This is a genomic window from Streptococcus sp. 2100 (assembly GCF_013276335.1).
Lineage (GTDB): Bacteria > Bacillota > Bacilli > Lactobacillales > Streptococcaceae > Streptococcus > Streptococcus pseudopneumoniae.
Map to the genome: position 1 here is coordinate 1 of NZ_VMKV01000097.1, position 13,826 is coordinate 13,826.

At 42.3% G+C, this 13,826-nt stretch carries 10 protein-coding genes and 1 riboswitch; of the genes, 4 read left to right on the top strand and 6 right to left on the bottom strand.

Annotated features, from left to right (window positions below):
* Positions 1-370: 370 nt before the first annotated feature.
* The 4 genes from HT669_RS10525 to zapA all read right to left on the bottom strand — a co-directional run bounded on the left by HT669_RS10525 (position 371) and on the right by zapA (position 5,323).
* A complete protein-coding gene (locus HT669_RS10525) occupies positions 371-1,693 on the bottom strand; it encodes a sodium:alanine symporter family protein (protein ID WP_000891475.1) in 1,323 nt (440 codons plus the stop codon).
* A 90-nt stretch (positions 1,694-1,783) separates the two neighbouring features.
* A riboswitch (glycine riboswitch) is annotated at positions 1,784-1,872 on the bottom strand.
* Between the two features lie 163 nt (positions 1,873-2,035).
* Complete coding sequence (locus HT669_RS10530; RefSeq protein WP_138699426.1) at positions 2,036-4,372, bottom strand: endonuclease MutS2; 2,337 nt, start codon at positions 4,370-4,372, stop codon at positions 2,036-2,038.
* 103 nt (positions 4,373-4,475) lie between these two features.
* On the bottom strand, positions 4,476-5,024 hold the full coding sequence (locus tag HT669_RS10535) for a CvpA family protein (RefSeq protein WP_101514799.1): 549 nt from the start codon (positions 5,022-5,024) through the stop codon (positions 4,476-4,478).
* Positions 5,021-5,323: a cell division protein ZapA gene (zapA, locus tag HT669_RS10540; protein ID WP_031222907.1), complete on the bottom strand. Its 303-nt coding sequence runs from the start codon at positions 5,321-5,323 to the stop codon at positions 5,021-5,023. Before zapA ends, HT669_RS10535 begins: the two co-directional genes overlap by 4 nt.
* Positions 5,324-5,409: 86 nt before the next feature.
* On the opposite strand from zapA, the gene rnhC reads away from it, so the two are divergent.
* From rnhC to HT669_RS10555, 3 genes are all read left to right on the top strand, one after another.
* Positions 5,410-6,291, top strand: coding sequence for a ribonuclease HIII (rnhC, locus tag HT669_RS10545; protein WP_101514800.1), 882 nt, complete (start codon positions 5,410-5,412; stop codon positions 6,289-6,291).
* Positions 6,292-6,294: 3 nt separating this feature from the next.
* Entirely contained in the window at positions 6,295-6,909 is a 615-nt protein-coding gene (lepB, locus tag HT669_RS10550; protein WP_101514801.1) for a signal peptidase I, read from the top strand.
* A 242-nt stretch (positions 6,910-7,151) separates the two neighbouring features.
* Entirely contained in the window at positions 7,152-9,518 is a 2,367-nt protein-coding gene (locus HT669_RS10555; RefSeq protein WP_172922136.1) for an ATP-dependent RecD-like DNA helicase, read from the top strand.
* Between the two features lie 47 nt (positions 9,519-9,565).
* Here HT669_RS10555 and tig read toward each other — a convergent pair whose 3' ends face one another.
* The gene (gene tig / locus HT669_RS10560; RefSeq protein ID WP_101514803.1) at positions 9,566-10,849 is read right to left on the bottom strand and encodes a trigger factor; all 1,284 of its coding nucleotides are present in this window, start codon (positions 10,847-10,849) and stop codon (positions 9,566-9,568) included.
* Positions 10,850-11,285: 436 nt separating this feature from the next.
* Positions 11,286-12,911 carry an alpha,alpha-phosphotrehalase gene (gene treC, locus HT669_RS10565; protein ID WP_101514804.1) on the bottom strand — a complete coding sequence of 542 codons (1,626 nt, stop codon included), beginning with the start codon at positions 12,909-12,911 and terminating at the stop codon, positions 11,286-11,288.
* Between the two features lie 694 nt (positions 12,912-13,605).
* On the opposite strand from treC, the gene HT669_RS10570 reads away from it, so the two are divergent.
* On the top strand, positions 13,606-13,826 hold a 221-nt coding region (locus HT669_RS10570), incomplete at its 3' end, for a transposase family protein (protein ID WP_172933704.1).

The following is a 13,826-nucleotide window of genomic DNA, read 5'->3' on the forward strand; positions in this document are numbered from 1 at the left end:
TGTTGTTATACAAGTTACAGGTTTAGACGACCCAGAATTGATTGAGCAAATTGTAGAGTATATTTAATCTTTTTCGAAAATCTCTTCAAATCAGGTTAGCATCCATCTGCAACCTCAAAACAGTATTTTGAGCTGACTTCATCAGTTCTATCTCCCACCTCAAAGCAGTGCTTTGAGCTGACTCCGTCAGTCTTATCTGCAACCTCAAAACAGTGATTTGAGCAGCTTGCGGCTAGCTTCCTAGTTTGCTCTTTGATTTTCATTGAGTATTAGTTTATCACACTTCCAATCATTTGTATAATATATATTATATATCAGCTTGATAAAAATCATTTATAGGCAAAAAAATCACACGCCATGTGTGATTTCATTATTTGTCAAAATACTTTTTAGTTTCAGCAATAACGACTGGCGACAAGACTAAGAGGGCAATCAAGTTTGGCAGAACCATCAAGGCGTTGACGATATCTGCGATAATCCAGACCATATCCAACTCGATAAATCCTCCCAACAAGACCATGAGCACAAAGACCACACGGTAGAGCCAGATAAAACGAACACCAAAGAGGAACTCGAAACAGCGTTCTCCGTAATAGTTCCAACCTAGAATCGTTGTGAAGGCAAAAAGTACAAGGAAGATGGTCAAGAGGGCAGGCCCAAAGTGTGAAAAGACTGTTGAGAAGGCTGACTGAGTCAAGGCAACCCCATTTAAGTCACCACTCCAAACACCAGTCACCAAGATGGTCAAACCAGTCAGAGTACAGATAATGAGAGTATCAATAAAGGTTCCTGTCATAGAAATCAAACCTTGCTCTACTGGTTCATTTGTCTTAGCCGCAGCCGCTGCAATGGGAGCAGAACCTAGACCAGATTCATTTGAGAACACACCACGCGCCACACCATTTTGAATAGCCATCCGAACGCTAGCACCAGCAAATCCACCTACCGCAGCAAGGGGACTAAAAGCCGATGTCAAGATTAAAGCGATTGTAGAAGGAATTTTCCCGATATTAAAGAAAATAACTGTAAGAGTTCCTAAGATATAAATGATCGCCATAAAAGGAACAACAGTAGTTGAAACCTTAGAAATGGACTTGAGTCCACCAAAGACAGCAATCGCTACAAAGACAGACAAGACGAGAGCTGTGATGGCTGGTGAAATAGCCGTTGTATTTTGGATAGATTCTGTAATCGAGTTGACTTGGGTGAAGGTTCCGATTCCCAAGAGAGCAACCAATACTCCTGCTACTGCAAACAAAACAGCAAGTGGTCGCCACTTTTCTCCCATTCCTAGAAGGATATAGTGCATGGGACCTCCCGCTACTGCACCATGGTCGTCCTTGGTGCGGTATTTGATGGCCAAGAGTCCTTCCGCATACTTGGTAGCCATTCCAAAGAAAGCCGCCATCCACATCCAAAAGAGAGCTCCTGGTCCACCAACCTTGATAGCCGTCGCAACTCCTATAATATTCCCTGTTCCAACGGTTGATGCCAAGGCTGTACACAGAGCTGCAAAACTGGATACATCACCATGTCCCTTATCCTGGATAAAAATAAGCTGAAAGGCCTTGGGCAGACGCAAAACCTGCAAGAGTCCTAGCCGAATAGTTAGGTAAATCCCTGTTCCGACCAATAAAATCAAGAGGGGCGGTCCCCAAGCAAAAGCATCGATTGATTTAAGCAATTCTAACATTTCCTTCTCCTATCTTTTCAACCCCAAAAGAAAGAGCACATGCAAGATACATGTACTCTGGAATGCTTAGATAAATGCTAAAAAGCGGTCTATCCTAGCTCTGTCCTTTTACCTGAGAGTTTGAGCAGTTGCCTGCCTTGCCCCTTCGGTGCCTTTACGGTCTCTCCAGAGTTCCGTCCATTTACAGTCATGGAAAATCAAACGATTCCCCACTTCTATTAAACTTCATTCGGTGTTGGTATTTAATTGATTCTTATTTTACAAAAAATGTTGGCTTTTGTCAATGTGTTTATTAGTAAAACTTAATTCAACAGTTTTTACTGTATAAAGCTCAGAATACTTCTATCCTTTAAAAGTGACAATAGTCGCGCCACTGCCTCCAGCATTTTGCGGGGCATAGCCGAAACTCTTGACATGTTTGTTTCTTTGTAGGTATTTAGTGACACCTTCACGGATGACACCTGTTCCGATACCATGGATGATATCAACTTGAGCCATATTGTTAAGCAAGGCTTGGTCGATAAAGGCATCTAGCTCATTCATGGCCTCTTCATAACGTTTGCCTCGAAGGTCCAGTCTGGCTTGTGGGCCACGACCAGAAGTTCGTTTCACGACATTGACCTGTTTCTTCTTGACTTGCTTTTCTTGCTGGGCTTGAACAAGGTCAAACTCTTTCTCTTCCAAGGTCATCTTAATCAAGCCAACTTGGGCTTCCCAACGGCCATCCTTAAGTTGACTGGTCAGGGTACCACGCTGTCCATAACTGAGAACTACGATATCATCTCCCACCTTTGGAGCTCGTTTTTTCTTGGCCTTTTGAAGGACCTTGTTTTTAGACAAATCTACTTTTTCAGGGGCCAATTTTTTCAACTTAGCCTTGGCTTCAATGATTTCGTGGGGCTTGAGTTGAGATTTAGTGTGGAGATTTTTGAGAATCTGGTCACTCTCACTGAGGGCCATGTCCACAATCTCAGCAGCCTGTTCACGCGCCTTGTTAAGCTCGGTTTCCTTTTCACGATTGAGCTCGTTGTAGAGTTTTTTGAGAGCACGATTCATCTTGAGATTTTCTTGCTCCACCTCACGGATATTGTCCAAACGTTTGCGACTCTCTAGCGTCTGCTCTTCCAGTTGTTCAATAATCTGATTGACATCATTGTCCTGATCAACCTGCTGACTGGCATCCCCTACGATAACTTCAGATAGGCCTAGACGTTTGGCAATTTCGAAGGCATTGCTTCGGCCAGGAACACCCTGCATAAAGCGATAAGTCGGGCGAAGAGTTGCAGTATCAAACTCCATGCTGGCATTTTGAACAAAGGCTGTCTCAATACCATAGGCCTTGAGTTCCGGATAGTGGGTAGTCGCCATTGTCTTGACTTGACGCAGGCGAAGGTCTTCCAGAATAGCCATGGCGAGGGCTGCTCCCTCTTGAGGATCTGTACCAGCCCCCAACTCATCCAAGAGTAAGAGTGAATGTTGATTGACCTTGCCAAGAATATCCACGATATTGGTCATGTGGCTAGAGAAGGTAGACAAGCTCTGCTCAATAGATTGCTCATCGCCAATATCGGCAAAGATTTCTTCAAAAATACCAACACGACTTCCCTTATCTGCTAAAATCGGCAAACCAGACTGAGCCATCACCTGCGTCAAGCCCAGAGTTTTAAGCATGATGGTCTTCCCACCTGTATTGGGACCTGTAATGACAATAGCTGTTAAATCTTGTCCAAAATGGACATCATTTGCAACGGCATTTTTGACCAAAGGATGGCAGACATGGAGCAGTTGAATTTCTTGATTTTCTGATAGCTGAGGAACGACTGCTTGCCTTTCTTGGATAAAGCGAACCTTAGCACGAATCAAGTCCAGATGACCGATAATCCAAGCGTCATTAGCAATCTCAGCCGCATGAGGGCGAACACGCTCAGAAATTTCTTGGAGAATGCGAAGCATTTCATAGCGCTCATCTGCTCGCAAACTGGCAATTTCTTCGCTCAGTTTGACCACCTCACGGGGTTCGATATAGACGGTGTTTCCGCTGGCAGAAATATCATGAACGACACCTGCAATCTTATTGCGGTAGGTATTTTTGACAGGTAGAACCTGACGGCCATTTCTGCTGGCAACGATTCCTTCCGTCAACATCTGCGCTTTTTGCTTGAGCAAGTCTTGTAAAACATCGCGTACCTGACTCTCGCTATCATGGATTTTTCGACGGATGCGCGCCAATTCTTCACTGGCAAAATTTTCAATGAAACCTGCATCATTAAAGGCTTGGAGATTTCCTTGTAATTGCGGAAAATCGTGTAATTTCTCAAACCAAAGGGCTAACTCTTCCAAACTGACATTTTCCAGATTGGCATAAAAACTTTGCAGTTCTCTGCTAGAAAGAAGCACGCGCTTCAAGAGGAGGAACTCCTCGATATTGAGGTCTGCTCCCATCTCCAACCGCTTGCAGACTCCTGCAATTTCCTTAGTTGCGAGAATAGTAAAATGCGGTTGCTCTACGAAAAGAGCCTGCATCTCCTTCATCTCAGCAAAAGCCTGTTTGATTTTATCTGCTTTAGCAGTCGGAGCCAGCTGTCTCAATTGCTCCAAGCCCTGCTCGGTCAACAAATGGGGCTCAAACAAGGCCTTGACCTTATTAAATTCTAATGTTTCTAATATTTTCTTATTCATCTTTATTTCCTTATCTTTGAATGTCTAGGTGTGATAGCTTTTTACATTCTAATAGATTCGAGTCAAATCTGTAAACAAAGGGCTAGGAAAACTCCTGCCCTTTTTATCCGATTAAATTTGTCACCCAGATTTGTTTGAGCCAACTGGTTGTTACTGGTATGCTCTGGATGATGTGTTTTGCGACGATACTCTTTTCAAGAGGATTTTGTATAGCTGCCATGGGGATGGTCGCCAAGATGGTCAAGGCCACTTGCAAGACAAATAAGGTCACCAACATGGACAAGATACCTGCTGAAACTTGGAACAACTTACCACCCAATTTTTTACTAGGAATCAAGTGTAAGAGGAGACCAAGCAAACGACCGATGCTATAGACAATCCCAAATACAAGCAAGAAGCCGATCCCTGCATAAAAGACCTTATCCAACTGAAAGAGTTGATCCGATGGGAAAAAGAAAGTTCCCTGACCTTCCTGCGGATTTGCATAAGGGAGCAGCAAATGAAACTGCTCGCCAAGCCCCTTGTAAAACTGACCAGCCATAAAAGCAGATGCCAGTGCTGAAATCAGGTAATAAACCTGTAAGAGCAGGCCTCTCCGATAGCCGATATAAAATCCCCAAGCCAAGACCAATAGAAGAAGGAGCGAAATCATAAGGAGTCCTCAATCTTGCTCTGTTCTTGCTTGCAAGTCACAAGCTTGTGGCGGAGTTCTTCTATCTCTTGCTCCTTATCGTCAAATTCAATCTCACGGCTGAGCTGAGTTGATAAACAGTTGACTGCCAACAAAAGAGCGATGGTTTCATCGTCTGCACTAGGCATTTGTTCTTTAATTGCTTGGTATTTTTCTGTCGCAACCTTGGCGATTTCCTCCATAAAAAGGTTATCATGCTCGCTTGTCAAGGTTAATGATTTTTTCCCGAATGTAAATTTGAATCGATTTAGATTTGCCATAAAATTCACCTCACGATATTATACCAAAATTCGCTAATTTTGTCAGTTTTTACAAATTTGCCTGCTTTTATGGTACAATAGAAACTATGGCAAGTATAACACTCACACCAAGTGAAAAGAAGATTCAGGCTTTTCTTGAACACTATCAAAGCAGTCTAGCTCCCAGCAAGAATCCCTATATTCGCTACTTTTTGCGACTACCTCAAGCAACGGTTTCTATCTATACTTCTGGAAAGGTCTTGCTTCAGGGTGAGGGAGCCGAGAAATACGCTCGTTTCTTTGGCTATCAAATGGTAGAGGAAAACAGGGGACAAAATTTCCCTTTGATTGGGACAGATGAGGTTGGAAATGGTTCCTACTTTGGTGGACTTGCAGTTGTGGCTTCCTTTGTCACACCTGACCAGCATGCTTTCTTGCGAAAACTCGGTGTGGGGGATTCTAAAACTCTGACCGACCAAAAGATTCGTCAGATTGCCCCTATCCTCAAGGACAAAATCCAGCACCAGGCACTGCTTCTCTCACCAAGCAAGTACAACGAGGTCATCGGAGACCGCTACAATGCTGTTTCGGTTAAGGTTGCCCTCCATAACCAGGCTATCTATCTCCTTCTTCAAAAAGGCGTTCAACCTGAGAAAATTGTGATTGATGCCTTTACCAGTGCTAAAAATTATGACAAGTACTTGGCACAAGAGGCCAATCGTTTCAGCAATCCTATCAGCTTAGAAGAAAAGGCTGAGGGCGAATACTTGGCTGTCGCAGTTTCTTCTATCATTGCGCGTGATCTCTTTCTGGAAAATCTAGAAAATCTAGGACGAGAACTGGGTTATCAACTTCCAAGTGGAGCTGGAACAGCTTCTGATAAGGTAGCTAGCCAGATTTTACAAGCCTATGGTATGCAGGGACTCAACTTCTGCGCCAAATTGCACTTTAAAAATACTGAAAAAGCGAAAAAACGCTTAGAAAGGTAAGTTATGAATTCATTTAAAAATTTCCTAAAAGAGTGGGGATTATTCCTCCTGATTCTGTCATTACTAGCTTTAAGTCGTATCTTTTTTTGGAGTAATGTCCGCGTAGAAGGACACTCCATGGATCCTACCCTAGCGGATGGCGAAATTCTCTTTGTCGTTAAGCACCTCCCTATTGACCGTTTTGATATCGTGGTGGCCCATGAGGAAGATGGCAATAAGGACATCGTCAAGCGCGTCATCGGAATGCCTGGCGATACCATCCGTTACGAAAATGATAAACTTTACATCAATGACAAAGAGACAGATGAACCTTATCTAGCTAACTATATCAAACGCTTCAAGGATGACAAACTCCAAAGCACCTACTCAGGCAAGGGATTTGAAGGAAATAAAGGAACTTTCTTTAGAAGTATCGCTCAAAAAGCTCAAGCCTTCACAGTTGATGTCAACTACAACACCAACTTTAGCTTTACAGTTCCAGAAGGAGAATACCTTCTCCTCGGAGACGACCGCTTGGTTTCGAGCGACAGCCGCCACGTAGGTACCTTCAAAGCAAAAGATATCACAGGGGAAGCTAAATTCCGCTTCTGGCCAATCACCCGTATCGGAACATTTTAAGAGACCTAAGAGGCCGAGAATCAGCAATCTCAGCCTCTTCTTCTATCGTGAGAAGATGATTATTCACTACCCAGTTTGATTAAGATAGAAACAAAGTTATACTCAATGAAAATCAAAGAGCAAACTAGGAAGCTAGCCGCAGGCTGCTCAAAACAGTGTTTTGAGGTTGCAAATAGAGCTGACGTGGTTTGAAGAGATTTTCGAAGAGTATTAACTCTCACCTATTCATGCAAAGGAATTTTATGGAAGTTTATTTTTCAGGAACCATTGAACGGATTATTTTTGAAAATCCCAGCAATTTTTATCGCATCCTCCTCCTAGAAATCGACGATACGGACGCAGAGGATTTTGATGATTTTGAAATCATTGTCACAGGAACCATGGCTGATGTAATTGAGGGCGAAGACTATACTTTTTGGGGGCAAATTGTCCAGCACTCCAAGTATGGAGAACAACTGCAAATCAGTCGTTATGATCGCGCAAAACCAACTAGTAAGGGCTTGGTCAAGTACTTTTCAAGTAGCCATTTCAAGGGGATTGGTCTCAAGACAGCTCAGAAAATCGTAGATACCTATGGCGACAATACCATTGACGAAATTCTGCAACACCCAGAAAAGCTAGAAGGCATCTCAGGGCTCTCTGCCAAAAATCGCGAGGCTTTCGTCTCCACTCTCCGTCTCAACTACGGAACGGAGATGGTTTTGTCCAAACTAGCCAACTACGGCATTCCCAACAAACTAGCCTTTCAGATTCAAGACTTTTACAAGGAAGAAACCCTTGATGTGGTTGAAAATTATCCCTACCAGCTGGTTGAGGATATCAAGGGTTTGGGCTTTACCATTGCTGACCAACTAGCTGAGGAACTAGGCATCGAAAGTCAGGCTCCTGAACGCTTCCGCGCCGGTCTAGTTCACAGTCTTTTTCAGGCCTGTATGGAAACAGGGGACACCTATGTTGAAGCACGGGATTTGCTGGAACAAACCCTTACTCTCCTTGAGTCTTCCCGTCCCGTGGAACTAGACCCCAGCCAAGTTGCCCAAGAGCTCTCCTACCTGATCGAAGAAGACAAGGTTCAGCAGATTGATACCAAGATCTTTGACAACAGCCTCTTTTTCGCTGAGGAAGGTATCCGCAGTCACTTGATTCGTATCCTTGAAAAAGGAAAACAGAAGAGCCAAGATTTAGAAACCATTCAAAAACATATCGCTACTGTCGAAGAAGATCTGGAGATTGAGTATGATAGTATTCAAAAACAAGCTATCTGTGATGCTATCCAGAATAAGGTCTTTATCCTGACAGGTGGACCTGGTACTGGTAAGACAACTGTTATCAATGGGATTATCGCTGTTTACGCCCTTTTAGAAGGACTTGACCTCAGGAAAAAAAGCAACCTACCTATTCTTCTTGCTGCTCCAACTGGACGAGCTGCTCGTCGCATGAATGAATTGACAGGCTTGCCTAGCGCGACCGTACACCGTCATTTAGGAATGACAGGGGACGATGATACCAGTCATCTGGAAGATTATCTGGATGCCGACTTTATCATCGTAGATGAATTTTCCATGGTGGATACTTGGCTGGCCAATCAACTCTTCTCCAACATCTCTTCTAACAGTAAAATCCTCATCGTGGGTGACAGTGATCAGCTACCTTCTGTCAGTCCTGGACAGGTTCTAGCGGACCTCCTTCATATTCCCTTGATTCCTCAGACTCGCTTGGAAAAAATTTACCGGCAAAGCGAAGAATCAACCATCGTCACCCTAGCTAGTCAGATTAGACAGGGCATCTTGCCAGCCGATCTCACCCAGAAAAAAGCTGACCGTTCCTACTTTGAAATTGCTAGTGGCCATATTCCAGCGACGATTGAAAAAATCTTAGGCGCTGCTCTCAGAAGCGGTATCCCTGCTCGTGATATTCAGGTTCTGGCCCCCATGTACCGAGGGACGGCAGGGATTGATGCCATCAACCAACTCATGCAAGATCTGCTCAATCCACCACAAAAAGACCAACTTAGTTTTGAAGCTCCCCAGTGCCACTATCGCAAGGGAGACAAGGTCATTCATTTGGTCAACGATGCTGAAATCAATGTCTTTAACGGAGATTTGGGAGCTATCATAGATCTGATCCCTGGTAAATACACCGAGTCGAAACAAGACGAGATTGTCATTGATTTTGATGGCAATGAGGTCTCTTACCCACGTAACGAATGGTACAAGATTCGCCTGGCCTATGCCATGAGCATCCATAAATCACAGGGAAGTGAGTTCCCTGTTGTCATCCTACCGATTACCAGTGCTAGTAGGCGTATGCTGGAGCGCAATCTCATCTACACAGCCATTACACGCGCCAAAAGCAAGCTTATCTTACTAGGTGAATTGCAGGCCTTTGATTATGCTACCCAGCACATCGGAACTGCCCGAAAGACCTATCTGATTGAACGCTTCAGTGATTTATTGGAGAATATTGAAGAAAAGCAACCAGTTGTCTCTGAAACAGTCACATCAAGTAACTCTGAACAATCCTACATCCTAACCGAAGAAAACTGGACCAGTATTCCAGCTATGATTGGGATTACAGACGCAGACCTCAGAGAGATTTTTGGAAAATAGTGCATAAGAAAACCCACCTAATCAGGTGGGTTTTTTGTTTATTAAGATTATTTAACTGTTGCTGTGCTTGTAATCAATTCAACAGCTTTTTTGATTGTGATGTCGTGTTTCAACATATCAGCTGAAAGCAAGCTTTGTACTTGTGCCACTTCCATGTTGTAGTCTGCAGCCAATTGCTCGATTTCTTTTTGGATTTCTTCTTCTGAAGCATCAAATCCTTCAGCTTTGGCAACTGCTTCGATAACAAGGTTAGTCTTAGTACGTGACTCAGCTTCTGCTTGGTATTGGTTGTGAAGGTCTTCTTGAGTAGTTCCAGTGATTTGGAAGTACATGTCAGGATTGATACCTTGACGTTGCAAGTTTCCAAGGAATTCGTTTACTGAGCGGTGAACTTCTTCGTGAATCATTTCTTCTGGAAGTTCTACGATTTCAGCGTTTTCTACAGCTTTATCGATTGCTGCACCTTCAACTGCATCTTTGTAAGCTTCTTCTTTAGCAGCAGCCAATTCCTTGCGGTATTTTTCTTTCAATTCAGCAAGTGTTTCAACTTCTTCGTCGATGTCTTTTGCAAGCTCATCATCAAGAGCTGGAACTTCTTTAGCTTTTACTTCGTGGATAGTTGTTACGAATTTAGCTTCTTTACCTGCAAGGTCTTCTGCTTGGTAGTCTTCTGGGAATGTTACAACTACATCAACAGTTTCGCCAGCTGAGTGACCTACCAATTGGTCTTCAAAACCAGGGATGAATTGACCTGAACCAAGTCCAAGTGAGAAGTTTTCACCTTTTCCGCCATCAAATTCAACACCATCGATAGAACCAACAAAGTCAATAACAACAGTATCGCCGTTTTCAGCAGCAGCTTCCTTGATAACCAATTCAGCCAGGTTGTTGCGTTCGCGTTCGATACGCTCTTCAACATCAGCGTCAGTTACTTCTTTTTCTACATCAACTGATACTTCAAGGTTTTTGTAGTCACCCAATTTTACTTCAGGTTTTGTAACGACTTCAGCAGTGATAACCCAGTCTTGACCTTTTTCCATTGAAGTTACGTCAATTTTTGGTTGGGCAACCACTTCAAGACCAGCTTCTTTTACAGCTGCTTCATAAGCGTTTGGCAAAAGAGCGTTCATAACGTCTTGGTAAAGTGATTCTTCACCAAATTTTTTATCGAAGATAGGACGTGGAAGGTGACCTTTACGGAAACCTGGAACATTAAGAGATTTCTTCACTGACTTGAAGACACGGTCCAATTCTGGTTTGATTTGGTCTTGAGAGATAGTGAAAGTCAAGACACCACGGTTTGTTTCTTTGTTTTCAAATGATACAGACATTCTGTCATTTCTCCTTAAAATTTTTTAAATACAGTCTATTATAACATTTTCTATAAATAAAATCTAGACTAATGCAGCCAATTATAGACAACAAGCCTTTTTGCTAACTAAATGAAAGTTCTATAATGAAGTTAGTCACCCAGCCCTCCTAAAAATTAGATGTTTTAACTAGCTGATAGCTAGCCCTCTATTTCATTTGATAAGAGGCTTGATGCTGTTAGGCTGACAAGCCAAGGCTAAGATTAGCCTTGGTTTAGCTGACAAAACTGCTTCAAGGGTTCCTCTTGTCAAATGAAAGCAAAATAATTGCCCTCAATCTCACCATTTTTTTTGGGACATAATCACTTTCGATTGACAGTTTGTTCTACACTTTCAAGGATGGAATAGACAGCAAAAAGAACCCTGCTTTTCTGAAAAAGAGGTCTCCTTGCTAAGTTTAATTTACATAAATAGCCAGTGTTTGATAGGGTTTTAGTAGAATTTTCTCAGACACTTCTGCATCTTCATAGTTTGAAATCAAAATCTGTCCATTTTGGTAGACTGCTGGCAAGTCGATTTCCACTTCTTTAGCATAAAAGTTATTGAGCACTAGTAACTTTTGTTCCTCAAACTGGCGTTCAAAAGCGTAGACTTGTTTGCTATCTTCAAAGGCTGGTTTGTAACTTCCTTCTGAAATGATTGGCATTTCCTTACGCAGTCGAATCAAGTCTTGATAGAAGGTAAAAATCGGACCCTGGATTTCATTTTCTACATTGATGTCTTTATAGGATTTACCAGCTTTCAACCAAGGAGTGCCTGTTGAAAATCCTGCATTTTCCGAAGCATCCCACTGCATGGGAATGCGTGAATTATCACGCGACTTAGCTTGAATAATCTGGAAGGCTTCTTGCTGACTCTTTCCTTCTTCTAGGAGCATCTGATAGGCATTAAGCGATTCGACATCCACGTAATCAGCCATAGAATCATAGTCTGGGTCAATCATCCCGATTTCCTCACCCATGTAGATATAAGGTGTCCCACGTGACAGGTGAATGCTGGCTGCTAGCATAGTGGCTCCTTCCTTGAGGAAGTTTTGAATATCGACAAAACGGTTCAAGGCACGTGGTTGATCGTGATTGTTCCAAAAGAGGGCACTCCAACCGTCTTTATCACTCATTTCCTTACCCCAACTATGGTAAAGACTCTTCAACTCTTCAAAATCAAAGGGAGCCAAGGTCCACTTTTGTCCATCCTTATAGTCCACCTTGAGGTGATGAAAATTAAAGGTCATGGATAATTCCTGACGATCAGGCGACGAATAGAGGACACAGTTGTCCATGGTGGTAGAAGACATTTCCCCAACTGTCATAAAGCTATCGTCAGATCCAAAAGTGGCTTGGTTCATCATACGCAAATAGTTATGAACGATGGGTTTGTCTGTATAAGCTGGCTTCCCTTCATTTTCAGGACAGTCCACTGAAACCTCGTCCTTACCGATCAAATTGATCACATCAAATCGAAAACCTTTGACACCCTTGTCGCGCCAGAAATTAACAACCTTGAAAAGCTCCTTACGGACATTGGGATTGCGCCAGTTAAGGTCAGCCTGGGTCTCATCAAATAGGTGAAGATAGTATTTCCCAGTATCCCCGAAAGGCGCCCATGCAGAACCACCAAACTTAGACTGCCAATCTGTTGGTTGGTCTTGGATGAAGAAAAAGTCTTCATAATACTTATCACCAGCTAGGGCTTTCTGAAACCATTCATGCTCTGTCGAACAATGATTAAGTACCATGTCCAGCATAAAGTCAATCTTGTGCTCTTTACCGACACACACCATTTCCTCAAAATCAGCCATATCACCAAAAAGAGGATCCACTGCCATATAATCTGAAATATCGTAACCATTATCCCGTTGAGGGCTTGGATAGAATGGATTGAGCCAGACCATATCCACACCTAGTTTGGCTAAATAGGGAATTTTTTCGATAATCCCACGGAAATCCCCAATACCGTTTTCAGTGGTGTCTTTGTAAGATTTTGGATAGATTTGATAGGCTACTTTTCCTTTATCAAGTGTCATCTGTTTCTCCTTTTCTGATAAAAGGGAGGAAGCAGTCTTCCGTCCCTATTTGTGCTATTTCAATTATACTCAATGAAAATCAAAGAACAAACTAGGAAGCTAGCCACAGGTTGCTCAAAACACTATTTTGAGGTTGCAGATAGAGCTGACGTGGTTTGAAGAGATTTTCGAAGAGTATAAAACAAAAAACCGCCTAGATAATACCTAAACGGGTACTTGAAATAACCTAACAAGTTACAACTTAGCTAGTCCATTTAGATATTCATCTATATGGACCACAATCAAAAATCTTAGCCACATAGATACAAACAAATTGCTTGAACTGTTTGCATCCATGGTGACATGTCTACAAACACTATCTAAAGTAGCTAAAGTAAAAGTTTTGATTCATCGTTACAGCTTGTCTCTTATTCATTTCTTTTTCTGCTTTCTTTTTTGATGTTTCCTATCTTACCACCTTTTTCATTAGCTGTCAAGAATATTTCAGAATATTTTAAAATTTTTCGAAAATTCTTTCAGTACGCTTTCAAAGATTTTCAAATCAGTCCAACAAAAAAAGGTTTATAATTTCGGCTCTATAATATTTGTAGTGGGTAAATCCCCTATAGATATTATGGAGCCTATTTTGTGTAGAAAAAAAGTCCCATATCATCTATAATGAAAAGCGACAAAATAACTCATTAGAAAGAATCATATGGAACAATTACATTTTATCACAAAACTACTCGATATCAAAGACCCTAATATCCAGATTCTAGACATCATCAATAAGGATACACACAAGGAAATCATCGCCAAACTGGACTACGACGCCCCATCTTGCCCTGAGTGCGGAAGTCAAATGAAGAAATATGACTTTCAAAAACCTTCTAAAATTCCTTATCTTGAAACGACTGGTATGCCTACTAGAATTCT

Coding starts and splice junctions, on each gene's coding strand:
- treC (WP_101514804.1), bottom strand. CDS start 12,911: ATGACACTTGATAAAGGAAAAGTAGCCTATCAAATCTATCCAAAATCT.
- HT669_RS10530 (WP_138699426.1), bottom strand. CDS start 4,372: ATGAATAAGAAAATATTAGAAACATTAGAATTTAATAAGGTCAAGGCC.
- rnhC (WP_101514800.1), top strand. CDS start 5,410: ATGGCAAGTATAACACTCACACCAAGTGAAAAGAAGATTCAGGCTTTT.
- HT669_RS10525 (WP_000891475.1), bottom strand. CDS start 1,693: ATGTTAGAATTGCTTAAATCAATCGATGCTTTTGCTTGGGGACCGCCC.
- HT669_RS10555 (WP_172922136.1), top strand. CDS start 7,152: ATGGAAGTTTATTTTTCAGGAACCATTGAACGGATTATTTTTGAAAAT.
- tig (WP_101514803.1), bottom strand. CDS start 10,849: ATGTCTGTATCATTTGAAAACAAAGAAACAAACCGTGGTGTCTTGACT.
- lepB (WP_101514801.1), top strand. CDS start 6,295: ATGAATTCATTTAAAAATTTCCTAAAAGAGTGGGGATTATTCCTCCTG.
- HT669_RS10535 (WP_101514799.1), bottom strand. CDS start 5,024: ATGATTTCGCTCCTTCTTCTATTGGTCTTGGCTTGGGGATTTTATATC.
- zapA (WP_031222907.1), bottom strand. CDS start 5,323: ATGGCAAATCTAAATCGATTCAAATTTACATTCGGGAAAAAATCATTA.